Below are 20,110 nucleotides of genomic sequence, written 5' to 3'. Positions count from 1 at the left end.
AACGAAGGGCGATCTAGGTGCCGAGTTCAGCCGCAACCCCTCCGCTTCCCGAGGCAGGCCAGGTTGTTGAAGTCCGGGGCTCGACCTGGGCGGTCTCGAACGTGCAGGCGCAGGGTCTGCCTCGCAGCCCCGCAGACGAGGCGATCGCACAACTCAGCCACGTCGTCGATCTTCAGTCGCTCGATGAAGGCAGCCTTGGCGCGCAACTGAGCGTCGTGTGGGAGCTCGAGGTTGGACACACCGTCACGCCTGCGCAAGGACTCCCGGACATGATCCACGCTGACGGTTTCGACCAGCCTGAGACACTCGCCGGGTTCATCGACGCAATGCGGTGGGGCGCGGTGACCAGCGCTGACCCGAACCGATACCAGGCACCCTTCTGGTCGGGAGTGAACGTCGAGGCCTACCAGCTCGAACCTCTTCGCCGCGCGCTCGGCGCCCCGCGGGCGAACCTGCTGCTCGCCGACGATGTTGGGCTAGGCAAGACCATCGAGGCAGGCCTAGTGATCCAGGAGCTGTTCCTGCGGCACCGCGCACGGACGGCGGTGATCGTGTGCCCGCCGAGCCTGTCGCTGAAGTGGCGGGACGAGATGCGGGAGAAATTCGGCCTCGAGTTCACGATCGTCAACTCCGAACTGATGGCCGAGGTGCGCCGCACACACGGCTTGCAGGCTAACCCGTTCCAGATCTTCCCGCGCGTGATCGTCAGCATGGCTTGGCTCCCGCAGATGCGAGCTCAGCGGCTGCTGCGCGATATCTACGCCCAGGCGAACCATCCGAAGACGGGCAGCCGGTATGCCTTCGACGTTCTGGTCGTCGACGAAGCCCACCATGTCGCCCCGTCCAGCCCGTCCACCATTGCCGGTGGTCGCGGCTATGCGGTCGACACCCAGCGCACCATCGCGGCGCGCCAGCTCGCCGAACAGTGCGAGCACCGCCTGTTCCTCAGCGCCACACCCCACAACGGGCACCCCGAGTCATTCACTGCACTACTGGAGATGATTGACCCCCGGCGCTTCGCCCGCGGCGCCCACCTCGACTCCACGGCGCTAAGGGACGTCACCGTGCGACGCCTCAAAACCGACCTCACCGGCAAGGGCTTCAAGAAGCGCAAGGTCCACACCATCCCATTCGACGCGTCAGACGACGAGCAGCAGATGTTCTCCCTGCTCGACGAGATTGTCGCCAAGAGCGCGAAGCTCAACGGCACCAAGCCCACCGGCGACATCGTGACGATGCTGCTGAAGAAGCGGTTCCTGTCCAGCCCCTACGCGTTCGGGACGACGCTGAGCAACTACCTCGGCTCGCACGCTGGGCGCGGACTGTCGGACGACGAGTACGACGACACCTTCGGTGAGGGCCAGCCCGACGAGGAGGAGGGTCTGTGGGAACAGGACGAGTCCGAACGGCTGCGCGAGTCGAAGGGCTCTGACCCGCTGGTCGGCGCAGACCCCGGCCAACTCGAAATGCTCGCCAACTGGGGCCTCGGCTACGAGAGCCGAGCCGACTCGCGGCTGGAAGAGCTCATCGGATTCCTCGACGCCACCTGCCGCCCAGACGGCAAGAACTGGTCGAACGAGCGCATTGTCGTCTTCACGGAGTACGCCGACACCCTCGAGTGGCTCACCCGCGTGCTGCGCTCCAAGGGCTACGCCGACGACCGCCTCGCGGTCATCCAGGGCTCGACTCCCCCCGAAGATCGCGAATACATCCGCTCGCAGTTCACCGCCGATCCGTCCAAGGAGCCGGTGCGTGTTCTGCTCGCCACCGACGCCGCGGGCGAAGGCATCGACCTCCAGACCTACTGTCACCGGCTGGTGAACTTCGACATCCCGTTCAACCCGTCGCGCCTAGAACAGCGCATCGGCCGCATCGACCGCTACGGACAGACCGAGGAGCCGCTGGTCTACCACTTCGCGCCCGAGCGCGACTCGTCCACGTACGATTCCGATCTGAAGTTCATGGAGATCATCGCGCGCAAGATCGCCCAGGTGGAATACGACCTCGGGTCGGCCAACCAGGTCGTGGGCGCCGAGATCCAAGGCCACTTCGGCAGCCGTCGCGCAGGCAAGACTAAGGCGAAGGGCGTTGACACCAACGACGTCATCAACGCCGCCCTCGCCGGCGGCATGGAGCTCAACGCCCGGCTGACCCAGTTGGAGCAGGGCTACGACGAGTCCCGCACAGAGCTGCACCTCGACCCGGCGAACCTGCGCCGAGTGGTCGATACCGCCCTGCGGATCAACCACCAGTCAGCGCTCGTCCCGAACTATGACTTCGCCCAGGACACCGACGCGGAGGTCTTCACCGTCCCCGCAGTGACAGCGGGCTGGCGTGACACCCTGCGCGGACTCGACACCCGGCTCGACCCCGGCGTGCTGCGCCCGATCACTTTCGACGCAGCTGCCGCCGAGGGCCGCGTGGATCTCGTGTACGTGCACCTTGGCCACCCCATCGTGCAGAAGTCCCAGCGCCTACTCCGCCGGTCGCTGTGGAGCGTGGACTCCACTCTGCGGCGCGTGACAGCGGTGATCGTAGACGACCTAGAAGAGTCCTTCGTTGCCGCGGTCACGCGGATGGTACTCGTCGGCCGAGGTGGTGTCCGGCTTCACGAAGAGGTCTTCCTCGCAGGCGTCCGCCTTCACGGCCGCCGCGCGATGGCCGAGGAGCGCGCCGAGTCAGCACTCGACACCGCCCTCGACGAGGAGAACCTCAACCTCGCCGACGCCCGCGTGCGCGACCAGCTCTGCGACCTGTGGAACGTCGCAGACGCGCCCCTGCGCATGGGACTGGAGCGGGCGATGAGCGAACGCGCCGAGCGCAAGCAGACCCAGGTGACCAAGCAGCTCCGTGACCGTGAGGCGGCCGATGTGCAGCGCGCGACTGAGATCTTCGCTGCCTTCCGCACCAACCTTCGCGAGTCCCTCGCGGCGCTGCGCGCGCAGGAAGCCGAGGCCAAGGGCCAGCTCTTCACCGACCCCGACCAGGATCGTCAGTGGCGCCGCGACCGCGAGGCAATGCAGCGCCGCCTTGACGAACTCGACGACGAGGAAGCGCGCGAGATCGCCGCCATCAAGGACAGGTACGCCGACGTGAAACCCCACACGACCGCCGCCGCCGTGGTATTCGCCTTGACCAGCGCCGACGCAGACGGGTGGCGTGAGTGATGGCGAGCAAGACCGCATACAAGCCGAGGACGCTCAGCGTCGCCGATCAGCACCGTGCGTGGCTCGAACTTGTCGACACCGAGGGCCCGTTCCTCGCGATCCCGCCCCTCAAGCGCGTCTGGCCGCAGGGCATGCCCGCCCTTTCCAGCGTGCGCAAGGCCGCGCTGGTTGATGCCCGCAAGGCCTTCGAGACGGCGTGGGAACGCTACGACCGCGCCCACGGCTCCGAGTCCGCCCTCGATGCCTACCGCGCCGAGCGCGACAAGTGGGTTGAGACCGTCCTGCGCGATGTCGCCGGATGGTCTGAGTCGCTGTCCTGGGGTGAGGTTGCCGGCATCGAGGCCTACTCGCCGAACCGCTTCGTCGCCGTCCGAGCCCAGGCATCCCTCCAGAGCAACGACGGCATCGGCGCCCTCGTCCACGTCATCGACCCGGTCGACTCCCTACGCGACGTGCCAGGCGACCTGTGGGCGGCGAACCCGATTGACCGCGCCGAGGTACTGCTGCGCGAGAACCGCATACCCATCGGTATCGTCACCGATGGCCGTTGGTGGGGACTGGTCTGTGCTCGCGACAACGCGATGGCCGCCTCCGGCATCATCGACGCCCTCACCTGGATCGAGGAGCCGCGCGCCCGCGACGCCTTCCTCGCCCTCATCGGCCGTCAGTACATCATCGGTGGCGACGAGAGCGAGCGCCTGCCCGTGCTCTTCGAGGAGTCCGTCGCTGCCGCGGAGGAGATCACCGAGGCGCTGGGCGCACAGGTGCGCCGAGCGGTGGAGCTGCTCGTTCAGTCGTTCTCCGAGTCCGCCGCGGACGCCAGGCGCCGTAGCTTGCCGGATCCGCTCCCGGCCCGCCCGCATGATGCCTACGAGGCGGCAGTCACGGTGATGATGCGGGTAGTGTTCCTCCTCTTCGCCGAGGAGCGCGGCCTGCTTCCGCAGGGCGAGCTGTTCGACCAGGGCTACGGCATCGCCCGAGAACTCGACCAGCTCATCACCCGCGAGTCCGAGGAAAGCGAGGAAGCCCTCGACGCGACATCGCTGGCCTGGCACCGCCTCCTCGCCACCAGCAATGCCCTTTACCGGGGCGCAAGCTTCGAGAACCTTCGCATGCCCGCCTACGGCGGCTCACTGTTCGATCCGCTCCGCTTCCCGTTCCTCACTTCGACAAACGAACTCGGCACACTCGGTGTCACGGTCTCCGACCGGGTAATGCTGCACGTGCTCCGGTCCGTGCAGATCGCTGATATCAAGGGCGAGGCCCGCCGCATCTCCTTCCGCGACGTCGACGTCGAGCAGATCGGCTATATGTACGAGGGCCTACTCGGCTACACCGCCGTCGTCGCACCCGGGGTCATCGTCGGCATTACCGGCGCCCGCGGCGAAGAACCCGAGATCCCGCTCGCCAAGCTGGAAGAACTCGCCGCCGCAACCAGCGACCGTAGACAGCTTGCCAAGGAGATCCGCGCCTTCATCGAGACCGACCAGCCCTCCGCCAAGCCCTCGTCGGAAGCCGCCATCGCAAAGGCGATCGACGCCGCCGTTGACCCGATCATTGTCAGCTCCCTCACCCAGGCCGTCGGCGACGATCCGGCTCTCCGAGAGCGCGTCAGGCCGTGGCTCGGACTCGTCCGGCGCGACCTGCGCAACCGCCCCTTCGTCGTGCTCGACGGTGCGTTGCTCGTTAGAGAAACCCCGTCGCGGAAGAACGCGGGCGCCCATTACACGCCGAAGTCGCTCGCCGAGGACGTCGTGAAGTACGCCCTTGAACCGCTGTGCTACCTACCCGGCCCACACCAGACCGCCAACCGCGACGAGTGGAAGCCGAAGTCGCCTGCCGACATCCTCAACCTCAAGGTCGCCGACATCGCGTGCGGCTCCGGCGCCTTCCTCGTGGCTGCCGGCCGCTTCCTGGCCGATCGACTCGTCGAAGCATGGGTTAGCGAAAACCCCGCCTTCGCCGGGCGCAAGGACCTGCGTACCCTCGCGATCCGTGAGGTTGTCGCCAAGTGCCTATACGGCGCCGACATCAACGACATGGCCATCGAGATGTGCAAGCTCTCGCTCTGGCTCGTCTCCCTCGACCGCGACCTGCCTTTCTCGTTCGTCGACGATAAGGTATTCCTCGGCAATTCGTTGCTCGGCCTCACAGATCTCAGGCAGCTCCGAGCGATGCACATCGATCCGGCGAAGGCCAACCCGCAGCAGGGAACGCTCGACATCTTCGACGTGGACGTCGACTCGATCATCAAGCGTGCGGTAGAACTGCGCGAGAGTCTCGCCTCCCCCGTCGAGTCGGACGACAGCCCAGCGCGCTCTGCGGCGGCGAAGCACCGTCAGCTTGCACAGCTCCACGAGGTCACAGCCGATCTGCGCAAGCTCGCAGACGGCGTCGTTGCCACAGGACTCGCCTTGGGTGGCAGACCCGGCCGCGCCCTCGACGCCGCCTACGAAGGCCTGCGCGACGCATCTCGAGAGGCATATCCCAGCCCGCGCGGCGGCGAGGCAGACTCGACGTGGCTGGACGCCAAGATCGACCAAGGGCTCACGCCAGCTGTCGAGACGGACTACCTTCGGTGGCGGCCCCTCCACTGGATTATCGAAGCCGCCGACGTCTTGGTCGACCACGGTGGCTTTGACGCGATAGTTGGAAATCCGCCGTTCTTGGCGGGCAAAAAGATCGCCATCGCAAACGGACCGAACATGGAAGGTTGGACCAAGGTCGATCTGGGGGGCGTGCGCGGGTCTGCCGACCTATGCGCCCACTTCATCCGACGAGCGTGGACGTTGGTTCGCGGCCGCAAGGGATCGATTGGCCTTATCGCCAACGACCGAGTTGGTCAGGGCGACACCTCCGCGATGAGCACACAGATACTGGCGACCGAAGGGACCATATATCGTGCCGTATCTCAGTTCCGGTGGCCGGGCGCAGCGTCAACCTCGGCGTCCATCGTCTGGGCCACTCACCTGAAGGGGTCGCGGATTGAGACCGTTCTCGACGGCGAGCCAGTCGAGACGATCTCGCCCGCCTTAGCAAACGGCGACGAGGCGGATCTCTCCGGTGCCAAGCCGCTTCCGGCAGAGTTCCTCGCGGGCATGGGCGTGAGCATGTACGGGGAGGGCTTCGTTCTGCAGACTCACGACCCGATGCTGGAGAGTCTCGGGCCCGTGGAGAGGTCGCACCTTCGTCGGTTTGTGAACGGCGAGTCGTTACTCTCAGGGCGTGACTCTGGGCGACTGGCCGTGGATGTCAACCGCTATTCAACTGAAGCGGCGCTTTTTCAAGCGGTCCCCACACTCGGTGAGCACCTGCGGAAGACGGTGAAACCCGTCCGTGACGAGGTCACGAGCCAAGTCCATGACTCACGTTACTGGGGGCATTGGGACAAGCGCGATGCTCTCTTTGCCTCGCTCTCCGGACTCGAGTGGTTTGTGGTGACGGCCCAAACTACTCGCTTGCCAGTGTTCCTCCGTCAGACAGACCCCAGCCCGCTGTTCACCGACAAGGTGATTGTCTTCGCGACCGACTCCTTTGCTCACTTAGGCGCTCTCTCATCCGCCGCGCATTTCGCTTGGTTCGAAGAGACAAGGACGCCGCGCGGGGCCACAAGCAGTTACACAGTTTCACGGGTGCTTCGTCCGTTCCCCTTCCCTAGCGTCAGCGCGGCCGTCGAGCGCACGGCCGAGAACTTCGACTCGCTACGTGCCGCTGCGCTGGCCAAGTATGTCTCGGTGACGAAGTTGTACAACGCCTTCGACGATCGCGCTGAGACCGATCCGCTGGTCGTGGCTCTCCGTGACGCCCAGGATCGCTTGGACGTGGAGGTGTGCCGCGCTTACGGTTGGGAGGATCTGGACCTTGATCACGGCTTCTTCGACTTCTCGGCAGGCAAGCACTACACCGTGTCCCCTGAAGTCCGAGCAAAGATGCGTCGTCGCCTGCTCGACCTGAACAAGGCAAGGTCGTCGTCCAATACTTCCTCGCAGGCAGGTCGCGCGAACGCCTCAGCCACGACTCCGCAGATGCCTTTGTTCGGGGAGGTCTGATGGTCTCCAGCGCGTCTGACGGACAGGCTCTCCAAGTGGGCACGCGCCCACACTGATATGAGCGGAGCGGCGCTCGAGAGGAGAGGACATGACGAAGGTGCCGCAGCGCCCCAAGCGACATCACGTGGTCTCTGCGTTCTACCTGCGCGGGTTCGCTGACGAGCGCGACCAGTTGCAGTGCGCGCCCCGCGACGGGTCTCCCGAGTTTCGGACGGCGGTTGGCAACGCCACGGTCCACACAGACTTCTACACGTTCGACGACACAGATGGAGAGCCCAGCGGCGATTTCGAAGACTGGATGGCAGGTATTGAGCGGGACGCCGCGCCGGTCTTGCTGTCACTCGTCGCCGGCAACGCACCTCCGCCGGTCGGTGACGAGCGGATGGCACTCGCCGGTTGGATCGCGCTCCAGTATCTCCGCACAGAGTCGCAGCGCGCGATGATGAGTCAGCTCGACGCCTTGGTGCGAACTATCACGGAGCAGCGACCGGGTGTGTTTCGGCCGGAACCCGTGGCCGAGGCAGTTCGCCACGCGCCGACCTCCGCCAACGCCGCATCTGAGCCGCACCTGGATCAGACCCGGATGCTCATGCCGCTTTTCGCCGCGGTGATCATGGCCAGCCCATGGGTGATCTCCCACTTCACGGACGACTACCTCATCACCGGTGATCACCCCGTGCATTTGATGGCGCACCCGGACGCCGGGAACAACCGGCCGCTGGCATTCGGGACAGCGCGGGCTCTGGCTTTGCCGCTGTCCCGACGGGCGAGCCTAATTGCGGTGACATCGCAACCCGCCAAACCGCCGACGGACCCGCCCCCAGAGGACGGCTCGGCGGACGAAGCGCGATACATGAACTTGCAGACCATACTCAACACCAGGCGTCTAGTTCTCCGACATCCTGATGACCCGCTACCGATTCCCGTCGCGGAGTTCCCGCCTCCCCAGACGGACGAGGTGGCCTTCACGATTGCATTGCCGAGCGAACAGTGACCAGCGGGCGCGCTCGTCATCCTCACGTCCCTGGACTCCGGCAGACTGGGACCCATGGCAGAGAGCACGGACACCCCAGCGGAGTCGGGCTACGTGCTCAACTTCCCGACGAATGGCACCGCGTTCGGCGTGCGCGAAAACCTCGTCGACATCTTGGAGCGAGAGCTGCTCGGCCCAATCAACGGCGAAAACGAAATCCTGCCATTTAGCCCGAAGCAGATGTATCTGGCGGGCTTGATCGCTCCGGTGAAACTCACCAGCACGAGCGGGTCGGCCCTCGGTCAGGATGACGCGGACGACCTGACTGAAGTGCGCCTCGACGACGGTGGCGCCACCGAGGGTCGAGGTGTGCCGACGGTTGCGGTCGACGAGAGCGACGCTGACACCGAAGAGGACGACGTCGAGGACCGTGCGCCGAAGCAGGGTCTGATGATCCCGGCGTCGATGGGCCTGCGGTTCCAGGTTCCGACCGATCTGGCGTTGTTTACCGTGACCGCCTCGTGGGGGACCTACGAGACTGTCGAGACAGAGGAAATCTCGAAGAAGACTGGCCGCCCGATCCGGAAGTATCAACGGACCCCGATCGAAGAGACACGCTCCATCGCGGTGTCGACGCTCACTCAGGGACGCACCGAGACCATCGTGCTGCGCGACGCGATCTGCCTACGCATCGACCGCTACGACGACCCCGAGTACGGGAGGGTGCTCGTTGAGATCGCGTTGTGTAACGACCGCGAGACGCCTCTGCCGATCCCATCGAACATGTGGATGTTCCAAACCAAGGTGCTCATCGACGCTGGCGGCGCAGAGGTGTTCCTGCCGGTTCGCGACGTGCTGGAGCAGGAGTGGCCCGAGCACGACGATGAGGTTCGAAGGCTCGATCTCCAGTACAAAAACCGCCTGGAGTTCGCGATCGGCCGCACCTGTTCGGCAGACTGGGTCGTGCGTAAGGACTCGCGCCGAGCAACGTCGGTATCGACAACCTGGCTGCCGACCGCCGAGACCCCTCAGACCCGTGCCGGGGAGGTCGAGGGCGCGATGCTGTTGATGAACGCACTTGCCGTGGCGACGCCCGACGAGTTGCGGGCCGGGCTGGCACCGCTCGTGGCTGGCTATGGCGAGTGGCTCGACCGGCAGGAGACGGCGGCAGGAAAACTGCCTGGGCACCTGCGGGATACCGCCGAGGTCGTGTTGTGGGAGGCTCGGCAGGCGCACCAGCGGTTGGTCGCGGGACTGGAGTTCGTCACCACCGACCCCACAGCCCTGCAATGCTTCCAGTTCATGAACGTTGTCATGCGCGATCAGCGTCTGGCCTCCCAGGTCGCGGAGACCCGCAAGACCGAGTCGTCATTGTCGATCGCGCAGGCGTGGCAGAACCTCGAAGCTGACGAGGCGGAGGGCAAACCGGTCGCGTCGTGGCGTCCGTTCCAGCTCGCCTTCATCCTCATGCAGCTCGGTGCGCTCACCGACCCGACGACGCCGCTGCGCAGCGCAAAGGACCTGGCCCGGGTCGAGCTGCTGTTTTTCCCCACTGGTGGTGGCAAGACCGAGGCCTATCTCGGCCTGGCGGCCTACACATTCGCTATCCGGCGGCGCCAGGCAGTCGTTGCCTCGTCGGATGGCCCGCTGAACGGCAGCGACGGTGTTGCGGTGCTGATGCGGTACACGCTGCGGCTACTCACCGCGCAGCAGTTCCAGCGCGCAACCGCGCTCGTTTGTGCTGCCGAACTCGCCCGCCGCGCAGACGAATCCACCTGGGGCACCGAGCCGTTCCGCATCGGCTTGTGGGTTGGTACCGACGTAAGCCCTAAGCGGTTCGAGGAAGCCGACGAGCAGCTCAAGAAGATCAATGACGGGGCGTCGCACCGGCTAACCGTCCTCCAGATTCAGCGCTGCCCGTGGTGTGGCACCGAGATCACCCCGGCGAACGTGAAGGGCGACCCGACCAGCCGACGGGTCTTCGTCCACTGCGGTGACGAACTCGGCCGCTGCCCGTTCTCGAAGGGCGGGGCCGTCAAGGAAGGCCTGCCGGTGCTGACGGTCGACGAGGAGATCTACCGGCTCGCCCCGGCCTTTGTCATCGCCACTGTCGACAAGTTCGCCCGGCTCGCCCGCGAAGGCGAAGCGGCATCGCTATTCGGCTTCGTCAGCAAGCGCTGCGGTCGCCACGGTTACGTGCACACCGACTACTCGGCATGTACCGTCAGCTCGCACCCTGCCAACAACGGCCACCCCGCCGCGACCGTGACGCCGGTAGGACGGCTGCGCCCGCCGGACCTGATCATCCAGGACGAGCTGCATCTGATTACCGGGGCCCTCGGTACTGCGGTCGGGCTCTTCGAGGTCGCCGTCGAGACGCTGTGCTCGTGGGAAACCCCCCAGGGCCAGCCGGTCAAGCCGCTGATCGTCGCCTCCACCGCGACCGTGCGCAACGCGATCGAACAGGTGCGCCAGCTCTATGGTCGCAAGGTGGAGATCTTCCCGCCGCAGTTGCTTGATGTCGCCGACACGTTCTTCTCCCGCGAGGTCGAAGTCTCCGACGAGAACCCGGGACGTCGGTACATCGGCGTCAGCGCACCAGGCGTGCGCCTGTCCAGCGCCGAGATCCGGCTCGCCGAGGTGCTGCTGCTCGCGGGCCAGTTGCTGTTCGACCGCGCCGGTGAGAAGGCCGATCCGTATATGACGCTTGTGGGATACTTCAACGCCACCCGCGAGCTGGCCGGCATGCGGCGGTATGTCGATGACGACGTAAGTACCCGGGTCGGCAACCCGCGCCGTGACTCCGGCTTCCCGCGCCGCTATGGCACCGCGTTCGGCAGCCTCAATGTCGCAGAGCTGACATCCCGCATCTCCGGTGCCGACATCGGCAAGACTCTCGACAAGCTCGGGCTCGAGTTCGCCCCGGGCTACGACACTACCGACGCCTTTAACGCGCGCATCGCGCTGCGCCGCGAAGACAAGGCCGCGCCGAAACGCGACGGCGAGACGCCGTTCGACGTGGTGCTCGCGACGTCGATGCTCCAGGTCGGCGTCGACGTGCAGCGACTCGGGCTGATGCTCGTGGTCGGCCAACCGAAGAACACCGCCGAGTACATCCAGGCCTCCTCCCGCGTCGGCCGCGACGCCGCCCGGCCGGGTCTGGTCGTGTCGCTCGCAAACTGGGCGCGCCCCCGCGACCTGGCCCACTTCGAGCAGTTCCGGCACTACCACGACACCTTTTACAAGCAGGTCGAGGCCCTGTCGGTGACGCCGTTCTCGCCGACCTCCCTGGAGCGTGGCATCGACGGGCTGCTAACTAGTGTCGTCCGCGTTGCACAGGCAACGGTCGCCGACGGGCTGTCGCCCGAGAACCAGGCCGGGAAGATCACGCCGCAGCACTCCGCCGTCTTCGCGATCATCGACCGGCTCAAGGCGCGCATCCTCGCTGCGTCCCAGGACGACGATCTCACAAAGAAGGCCAGCGACCTGCTCACCAATCGGGTCGACCGGTGGACCAGCCGCGCCGGGTATGCCCGCGAGATCCACAAGACTCTGATCTACGAGCGCACCGGCGAGGGCGACAAGTACCTGCCGCTGGTCATCAGCCCCGAGAACCACCGAGCCAACGTGGGTAGTTCGGTCGAGGCGCCGTTCGTGATCGCGAACTCAATGCGCGAGGTGCAGCCCGAGATCAACATTCTGGTGTCGCCGATACCGGACCGGCTCTTCGTCCGAACCCCGGCAGGCGTGGACGACTGGGCAATGCCCGCTGGGGAGGACGACTGATGACCGACACCGCTACCGCCGCGCTGCCCGACAATAACGCCGCCCTCGACCCGCTCGGCGACGCCGATCAGGACGTGGCAAAGAACCGCGCGAAAGTCGGCTCCGCCCGACCCTCGTCGCTGCTCTACACCTATGGCCCTGGCGCGATCATGGACCTGCCCAACTTCTCAGTGATGCCTGCAGGGCTCGACGATTGGGAGCCCATCTGGAAGCGCCGCGAGGTGGTTCCGACGATCCTCGAGCCGCGCCTGCTCAACGTCGTGCGCCTGCACCTCGGTGCCCAGGTGGACGCACTGCGCCCGTTCCCCTGGCAGCCGACGAAGAGCACCAGGTCGAACGAGGGCACCGACCTCGGCCTGCCCGCCCGAGTGTTCCCCCAATGGTTCCGATGCACCGGATGCGACTACCTCGGCCCGCTCACCCGGTTCACCTACTCCAACACGCACCCGTTCCGGCCCGACCTCGCACAATTCACCCATAAGCCCTGCCCCGGCCGCGGCGGCCGCGGACGACGAGAGGGAAGCCCCGCCGTTCCCGCCCAGCACTTGCTGACCTGCACCAACGGCCACCTCGACGAGTTTCCGTACACACTCTGGGTACATAAGGGACAGAAGTGCCCCAGTGCCGAGAACCCCGACCTCAAGATGCGCGACGCCAACGTCGGCAAGAGCGTCGGCTCGACGATCATCTGCCAGTCCTGCAACGCCACCCGCGGCATGGCCGAGGCGCAGGGGGTCAGGGGACGTCTCAAGCTGCCCCAGACCTGCCGCGGCCGGCACCCGCACCTCGGCGCGTTCTACCCCGGCTGCAAGGCACAGCCATCGCTGATCATGATGGGCGCCTCGAACCTGTGGTTCGGCTCGACGCAGAGCATCATCGTCATGCCGCGCTCCGAGGAGGAGAAGAAGGAAGTACTCGCCGACCAACTGCGCGTCGAGCTCGGCATCGAGCAGATCCAGCAGTTCGCCTCCCAGATTTCCGTCATCCGCGCACTTGCGGCCGCTCGCAACATCGCCGTCACGGGGCTGAGCGATGAGGACATCGCCCAGGCTATAGCCGACGTGCTCGCGCCGCCGGAGTCTGATGAAGCGCGCGAGGAGCGTCGCGCGAGCTGGGACCCAATCGAGTTGCTGGTCCCAGAGTGGAACTATCTCCAAAAGCCCGCCCTCTTCCCCGAACAGCAGAACAACACTGGCCTTATGGTCACCGAGATGCAGCGAAGCGACCAGTTGCATTCACGCATCACGCGCGTGGTGGGGGTGAACCGGATGAAGCGCGTCAACGCCGTCCTCGGCTTCACCCGGCTCGATGAGATGGACCGCGTCAACGATGCGGCCTCGCGCCTAGTCGACCTGACTCGCGGAGGCAGGCCAACCTGGGTGCCTGCTACCGAGGATCGCGGCGAAGGCATCTTCCTGCAGCTGGATCTCGCTGCCGTCGACCGGTGGGAACGCCAGATCGCGACCACTGCACTATGGGACGCGCACGTCCAGTCGCACCGCCGGAACTTTGCGCGACGGTTCTCCGAGACCGCTGCCGCTGTGAACCCCGACACCCGGTTGCCCGACCCGCGGTACTGGCTCGTGCACACTCTCTCGCACATCCTCATACGAGAAATGGCCATGTACTCCGGTTACGGTGCCGCGAGCCTCACCGAACGCATCTACGCCTGGGGTGAGGCTCCTGGCCGCGCTGCCGCTGCCGGACTGCTCATATGCACGACCGCTTCGGACAGCGAAGGAACCCTCGGCGGCCTTGTCGCTCTGTCCGAGCCTGCCCGTCTTCAGGGGATTGTGCTCTCGGCGCTTCGTCGGGCCTGGCGGTGCTCGTCCGACCCGGTGTGCGCCCAGCGCACTCCGTCAGACCCCGAGGACTTCTTGCACGGCGCGGCGTGCCACTCCTGCGCCTTCGCCTCTGAGACCTCGTGTGAGAAAGCCAACCGCTTCCTCGACCGCCGGTTCCTCCTCGCGCTCCCGACCTCGAACGGCCCGATCGTCCCCGGGTTCTTCGGCGACGTCCATGGATTCTGATCCGCTCGCCGAACTCGGCAGCTTCCTCACTGGCACAGAGGCGGAACGGCTCGCCGTGCAGTTCGAGAGCGGGACACCGATCAGCATCGCCGCGCAGGTGATCTCGATGAACCGCCGAGACCAAGTCAAGGCACTGCTCGTAGCTGCCGGTCTCGGACCGGGCGATCGGGACCGGGCGCTCAACGTTCTCAGAGCCTTAGTCGGTGCGAAAACTGCCCTGCGCGAGTTGACTCCAGTGTGGACGATGCCCGGAAACGAAGCGAACACCGGGCATCTGACGAGCGAGTTCCACCGGATCATCGGAGCAGCACGGCAGTCGGTCACTGCTGCCACCTACAACTTCCAGGACACCTCGCAGATGTGGAGCGCGCTCAAAGCGGCCTCAGACCAGCCGGGAGTCGTTGCCACCGTATACGTCGACGCCGGGGTCGCCGATGCCACGACGGTCAAGGCACAACTCCCGAAGGCAACCGTCTACCGCTCAGCGGTCCTGCCCACCGGCAAGCAAGTAGTAAGTCACGCGAAGTTCGTCGTAGTTGACCACGAACTGCTGCTGATCACCAGCGCGAACTTCAGCTACTCAGCCGAGAACCGAAATGTTGAGTTCGGAATGCTCATTCGCGACACAGCCCTCGCCACCTCCGTCGAGGCCACGATGAAGAGCAAGCACGGCTCACTCTACGAGCTCATCAAAGCCTGAGTGAAGCCTTGAAACGCGGCGCAATCATCGCTCACTGATGCCTGAGACATGCAGAAATGTCCAGATGGACATCGCGTAGACATTTCATCTCCGAAATGGACAACTTCAAAAAAACCTACAGTAGCGCACGTCAGACCGCCGGGATGTCGGCGAAGCGCGAGAAGTGGCCGTGGAAGCCCACGGTCACCGTGCGGGTCGGGCCGTTGCGGTGCTTGGCGACGATGAGGTCGGCCTCGCCCGCGCGCGGGTTGTCCTTCTCGTAGGCGCTCTCGCGGTGCAGGAGGATCACCATGTCGGCGTCCTGCTCGATCGAGCCGGACTCGCGGAGGTCCGAGATGGCGGGGAGCTTGTCGGCGCGCTGCTCGGGGCCTCGGTTCAGCTGCGAGAGCGCGATGACCGGCACCTGCAGCTCCTTCGCGAGGAGCTTGAGGGCACGGGAGAACTCCGAGACCTCCTGCTGGCGGCTCTCGACCTTCTTCCCGGAGGTCATCAGCTGCAGGTAGTCGATGACGACCATCTTGAGCCCGACCCGCTGCTTGAGCCGGCGGCACTTCGCCCGGATCTCGACGAGGGTCATGTTGGGCGAGTCGTCGATGTAGAGCGGCGCGTCGTTGATCCGGCCGCGGGTGGAGGCGATGGTCGTCCAGTCGCGCTGGTCGACCGTGCCCTTCCGCATGTGCTGCAGCGGCACGGACGCCTCGGCCGAGAGGAGGCGCATCGCGATCTCGCTGCGCCCCATCTCGAGGGAGAAGAAGATCGTGGCCATGTTGTGCTTGATCGCGGCGGCACGGGCGAAGTCGAGCGCCAGCGTCGACTTTCCGAGCGCGGGGCGCGCGGCGACGATGATCATCTGCCCGGCGTGGAAGCCGTTGGTCAGGTCGTCGAGGTCGGCGAAGCCGGTGGGGACGCCGGTGAAGCTGCCGTCCTTGTGAGCGGCCGCCTCGATCTCGTCGATCGCGACGGTCACCGCGTCGGTCAGCGGGACGTAGTCCTCCGCCGTCTCGGAGCCGGTGACGTTGTAGATCTCGGCCTGCGCCGTGTTGACCAGGTCGAGCACCTCGCCCTCGCCCTGGTAGCCCATCTGCGCGATGCGGGTGCCCGCCTCGACGAGGCGGCGCAGCAGAGCGCGCTCGGCGACGATGGAGGCGTAGTAGCCAGCGTTGGCCGCGGTGGGGACCATCGAGGTGAGCGTGTGCAGGTAGTCGGCGCCGCCGGCCCGCTGCAGCTCCCCCTGCTTCGTGAGCTCGTCGGTGACCGCGATGACGTCGGTCGGCTCGCCGTGCGAGTAGAGGGCGAGGATCGCGTCGAAGACGATCTCGTGCTTGGGGATGTAGAAGTCGGTGCCCTTGACGCTCTCGACGACGTCGGCGACCGCGTCCTTCGAGAGCAGCATGCCGCCCAGCGCCGACTGCTCGGCGAGGAGGTCGTGCGGAGGGGTCCGCTCGTTCCCGCGCGACTCGCCACGGTCTCCGCGACCGTCCCGTCCGTCCGAGCCGGGTACCGCCAGGTGCGCGATCGTCATGCCTTCGCCTCCTCCTGTCGGGTGCTGCGCGTCCGGTCGAGCCGGTGCCAGGATCCGGTCTACCAGCGACCTCCGACAGCGGCGCACGGGCGCCTGCCCGCACCCCTCGCGGGGCGCTGCGCCACCCTACGGACCGCCGCCCGCGGCACGCAAACCGCCCTGTGGAGAGAGCTGTGCAGAACCGAGGGGAAACGCCGGGCCCACTGTGGGCAACGTGTGGACAACCCTGTGGGATCAGCGGCCCTCAGCAAGTTTTTTCCGGCTTTTGACCAGGCATTTCCTGCTTTCCACAGGTGTGTGGGGAAAAGAGTCTCAAGACCACAGTGAAGGTTGGTCCCGCCGGAGGGTGTATGTGGATGGAGCTGTGGAGAACGGGAACGACGAAGGGCGGTGCGAGGGGACTCGGAAGTCCCGTCGCACCGCCCTCCGCGGCGTTCTCGCGGCCTTACTTGGCCGCGACCACCTGCAGCTTCACAGTGGCCTGGATGTCGTCGCGCAGACGCACCACGGCCTCGTGCTCGCCGACGTGCTTGATCGCGTTCGAGATGACGATCTTGCGCTTGTCGAGCTCGCCGAATCCGGCCGCCGCCACCGCGTTCGCGATGTCGGAGGTCTTCACCGAGCCGAACAGGCGGCCGTCCTTGCCGGCCTTGACCGTCAGCTTCACGCGGTTGGCCTCGAGGACCTGCTTGGTGTGCTGGGCCTCTTCGATGGTCTTGTGCTCACGGGCGGCTCGCGCCGACTTGATCTGCTCGACCTGCTTCTCGCCACCGCGGGTCCACGCGACGCCGAAGCCCTGCGGGATGAGGTAGTTGCGGGCGAACCCGTTCTTCACGTCGACGACGTCGCCGGCCGAGCCGAGTCCGTCGACCTCGTGGGTCAGGATGACCTTGGACATACCGTTACCTACCTTCCGCTGCCGGCGTAGGGCAGGAGCGCCATCTCGCGGGCGTTCTTGACGGCACGGGCGATGAGGCGCTGCTCCTGAACGGAGACGCCGGTGATACGACGGGCGCGGATCTTCCCGCGCTCCGAGATGAACTTGCGGAGGGTCGCGACGTCCTTGTAGTCGATGACACCCACGCGGACCGACTTCGCGGGGGCCGCGTTCTTCGCGCCCTTGCCGCGGATCGGCTTGCGGCGGTCGCCGCTGCTCTTTCCAGCCATAGTGGTTTCCTTAGATTCTGGTTCGCCCCTGCCCCGCCGCGAGCGATCGCGGTGCGGGGGAGGCGTGATTCAGGTGAGGAGAGCGTCCGAGCCGAGGCTCAGAACGGCGTCTCGTCGTTGTAGCTGCCCGGCGTGCTCCACACGTCGCCACCGGCGGGAGCGCTCGGCGCCCACGGCTCCTCGGCCTGACCGCCACGGTTGCCGCCGGCGTTGCCGGAGCCCCCCTGACCGCCGCCGCCGAAGCCGCCCTGGCCGCCGCCGATCTGACCGCCGTTGCCCTGGCCGCCACCGGCCTGGCCGCGTCCGCCTCCACCGGAGGCGCGCGTGACCTGCGCGGTCGCGTAGCGCAGCGAGGGCCCGATCTCGTCGATCTCGAGCTCGATGCTGGTGCGCTTCTCGCCTTCCTTCGTCTCGTAGGAGCGCTGCTTCAGGCGGCCGGTCGCGATGACGCGGCTGCCCTTGGTCAGCGTTCCTGCGACGTTCTCGGCGAACTCACGCCAGACGGAGGCGCGGAGGAACAGCGCTTCGCCGTCCTTCCAGTCGTTCGCCTGACGGTCGAAGGTGCGCGGCGTGGAGGCGATGGTGAAGTTCGCGACCGCGAGCCCGCCCTGCGTGTAGCGCAGCTCGGGGTCGGCGGTGAGGTTCCCCACCACGGTGATGATCGTCTCGCCGGCCATGAGCGCTACGCCTTGGGAGCGGCCGAGGCCTTGGCAGCCTTGCGGGCGGCCTTCTCGTCGGCGAGCTTCGCGGCGGCCGCGACCTGGGCGATGCCCTCTTCGGCCCGCAGCACCTTGGTGCGCATGACGGCCTCGGACAGCTTCAGCTGACGGTCGAGCTCGTTCGCTGCGGCGGAGGTCGACGTGAAGTCGACGACGGCGTAGATGCCCTCGGACTTCTTGTTGATCTCGTACGCCAGACGACGGCGGCCCCAGACGTCGACCTTGTCGATGGATCCACCATCGGTGCGGATGACGTTGAGGAACTTGTCGAGACTCGGAGCGACGGTGCGCTCATCGATCTCGGGGTCCAGGATGACCATGATCTCGTACTGATGCGTCACTAACCCACCTCCTTCGGACTGAACGGCCACGGTATTTCCGTGACAGGAGGGTATGTAGCATCTGCCCACTCCCGCGGACGCGAGTGCGTCTGGTCGTGGACAACCTGTACAGACTACAACAGGACCGCCGCGACGCGCCGGACGGATCCGCTCGAGGCGCACCATCCCGGGCGCAGGGCGAGGCGGGCACGGGGCCCGGCTCAGCGCCTCAGCGCGACGCCCACCACTCGCGGAGCCGCTGCGTCGCGACCTCCTCGCCGAGCGGCCCCTCCTCGAGCCGCAGCTCCAGCAGGAACCGGTACGCCTGCCCGACCTCGGGGCCCGGGGCGAGGCCGAGGATCTCCATGATCCGCGTGCCGTCGAGGTCGGGGCGCTTGGAGGCGAGCTCCTCCTTCTCGGCGAGCTCCGCGATGCGCGCCTCGAGGTCGTCGTATGCGTGCGCGAGCCGGTCGGCCTTGCGGCGGTTGCGCGTGGTCACGTCGGCGCGGGTGAGGATGTGCAGCCGCTCGAGCAGGGGCCCGGCGTCGGTCACGTAGCGGCGCACCGCGGAGTCGGTCCACGCGCCGTCCGTGTACCCGAAGAAGCGCAGGTGCAGCTCGATGAGGCGGGCCACGTCCTTCGTCGTCTGGTTGTCGAACTTCAGTGCGCGCATCCGCTTGATCGCGAGCTTGGAGCCGACCAGGTCGTGGTGGTGGAAGCTCACCGCTCCGGCCGGCTCGAGCCGCCGCGTGGCAGGCTTGCCGATGTCGTGCAGGAGAGCGGCGAGCCGCAGCACGACGTCGGGCGCGGCTCCGGGGTGCCGCGACTCCTCCAGCGCGATCGCCTGCTCCAGCACGGTGAGGCTGTGGGTGTAGACGTCCTTGTGGTGGTGGTGCTCGTCCTGCTCCAGGCGCAGCGCGGGCAGCTCCGGGAGGAAGCGACCGGCCAGACCGGTGTCGACCAGCAGCTCCAGGCCGGCGCGGGGCGAGGCGGTCGCGAGGAGCTTCCGCAGCTCCTCCTGCACGCGCTCCGCCGAGACGTCGTCGATCCGGCCGGCGAGCTCGGCCATGGCCCACTCGACCTCGTCGGTGGTGCGGAAGCCGAGCTGTGAGGTGAAGCGCGCGCCGCGGAGCATCCGGAGCGGATCGTCGCCGAAGGAGAGGTCGGCGGGGGAGGGGGTGCGCAGCCGGCCGGCGAGCAGGTCCTCCACTCCTCCCGAGGGATCGACGAGGACGACCTCCGGGAGCCGCAGCGCCATCGCGTTGACCGTGAAGTCGCGCCGCACCAGGTCGCCCTCGAGCGAGTCGCCGAACTCGACCTCGGGCTTGCGGCTCACCCCGTCGTAGCTGTCGCTGCGGTAGGTCGTGATCTCGACCGTCTCGCCGGCCACGCGAGCGCCGATCGTGCCGAAGGCCCGGCCGATGTCCCAGTGCGCCTCGGCGATCGGAGCGACGATCCGCACGATGTCGTCGGGGCGCGCGGAGGTGGTGAAGTCGAGGTCGTGCACGCCGTGGCCGAGGAAGGCGTCGCGGACCGGGCCGCCGACCAGCGCGAGCTCGTGGCCCTGGGCTGCGAACGCCTCCGCCAGCCGCGCCACCGTGGGCGTCCCCGCGAGCGCGCGGAGGGTCTCGAGAGCGGTCTGGACGCTGTGCATTCGCACGATCCTAGTGGCGGGGG

The 20,110-nt window shown here is 66.7% G+C and carries 12 protein-coding genes; 6 read left to right on the top strand and 6 right to left on the bottom strand.

Features of this window, described 5'->3' with window-relative positions; all coding sequences use genetic code 11:
• Positions 1-17 precede the first annotated feature (17 nt).
• The 6 genes from drmD to drmC all read left to right on the top strand — a co-directional run bounded on the left by drmD (position 18) and on the right by drmC (position 14,705).
• The gene (drmD, locus tag C5C82_RS07160) at positions 18-3,167 is read left to right on the top strand and encodes a DISARM system SNF2-like helicase DrmD (RefSeq protein ID WP_104354847.1); all 3,150 of its coding nucleotides are present in this window, start codon (positions 18-20) and stop codon (positions 3,165-3,167) included.
• Positions 3,167-7,216: a DNA methyltransferase gene (locus tag C5C82_RS07155; protein ID WP_146085962.1), complete on the top strand. Its 4,050-nt coding sequence runs from the start codon at positions 3,167-3,169 to the stop codon at positions 7,214-7,216. Before drmD ends, C5C82_RS07155 begins: the two co-directional genes overlap by 1 nt.
• A gap of 88 nt (positions 7,217-7,304) precedes the next feature.
• The gene (locus C5C82_RS07150; protein WP_104354846.1) at positions 7,305-8,210 is read left to right on the top strand and encodes a DUF4238 domain-containing protein; all 906 of its coding nucleotides are present in this window, start codon (positions 7,305-7,307) and stop codon (positions 8,208-8,210) included.
• A gap of 54 nt (positions 8,211-8,264) precedes the next feature.
• A complete protein-coding gene (gene drmA, locus C5C82_RS07145) occupies positions 8,265-11,975 on the top strand; it encodes a DISARM system helicase DrmA (protein ID WP_104354845.1) in 3,711 nt (1,236 codons plus the stop codon).
• A complete protein-coding gene (drmB, locus tag C5C82_RS07140) occupies positions 11,975-14,005 on the top strand; it encodes a DUF1998 domain-containing protein (protein WP_104354844.1) in 2,031 nt (676 codons plus the stop codon). The genes drmA and drmB overlap by 1 nt, the downstream gene beginning before the upstream one ends.
• Positions 13,995-14,705, top strand: coding sequence for a DISARM system phospholipase D-like protein DrmC (gene drmC, locus C5C82_RS07135; RefSeq protein WP_104354843.1), 711 nt, complete (start codon positions 13,995-13,997; stop codon positions 14,703-14,705). The genes drmB and drmC overlap by 11 nt, the downstream gene beginning before the upstream one ends.
• Before the next feature lie 130 nt (positions 14,706-14,835).
• On the opposite strand, the gene dnaB is transcribed toward drmC, so the two are convergent.
• The 6 genes from dnaB to C5C82_RS07105 form a co-directional block, all read right to left on the bottom strand.
• Positions 14,836-16,227 carry a replicative DNA helicase gene (gene dnaB / locus C5C82_RS07130; RefSeq protein WP_104225797.1) on the bottom strand — a complete coding sequence of 464 codons (1,392 nt, stop codon included), beginning with the start codon at positions 16,225-16,227 and terminating at the stop codon, positions 14,836-14,838.
• A 445-nt stretch (positions 16,228-16,672) separates the two neighbouring features.
• The gene (gene rplI / locus C5C82_RS07125; RefSeq protein ID WP_104222692.1) at positions 16,673-17,125 is read right to left on the bottom strand and encodes a 50S ribosomal protein L9; all 453 of its coding nucleotides are present in this window, start codon (positions 17,123-17,125) and stop codon (positions 16,673-16,675) included.
• Positions 17,126-17,133: 8 nt separating this feature from the next.
• Positions 17,134-17,394, bottom strand: coding sequence for a 30S ribosomal protein S18 (rpsR, locus tag C5C82_RS07120; protein ID WP_055784551.1), 261 nt, complete (start codon positions 17,392-17,394; stop codon positions 17,134-17,136).
• 98 nt (positions 17,395-17,492) lie between these two features.
• A complete protein-coding gene (locus C5C82_RS07115; protein ID WP_104222691.1) occupies positions 17,493-18,071 on the bottom strand; it encodes a single-stranded DNA-binding protein in 579 nt (192 codons plus the stop codon).
• 5 nt (positions 18,072-18,076) lie between these two features.
• Positions 18,077-18,454, bottom strand: coding sequence for a 30S ribosomal protein S6 (rpsF, locus tag C5C82_RS07110; RefSeq protein WP_068207796.1), 378 nt, complete (start codon positions 18,452-18,454; stop codon positions 18,077-18,079).
• Positions 18,455-18,662: 208 nt separating this feature from the next.
• Complete coding sequence (locus C5C82_RS07105) at positions 18,663-20,087, bottom strand: CCA tRNA nucleotidyltransferase (protein ID WP_104225796.1); 1,425 nt, start codon at positions 20,085-20,087, stop codon at positions 18,663-18,665.
• Positions 20,088-20,110 lie beyond the last annotated feature (23 nt).

It is taken from the genome of Rathayibacter sp. AY1D5 (assembly GCF_002932515.1).
In the GTDB taxonomy this organism is placed as follows: Bacteria; Actinomycetota; Actinomycetes; order Actinomycetales; family Microbacteriaceae; genus Rathayibacter.
Note: the sequence above shows the minus strand (reverse complement) of the source record. Positions and strands in the feature narration are given on the sequence as shown.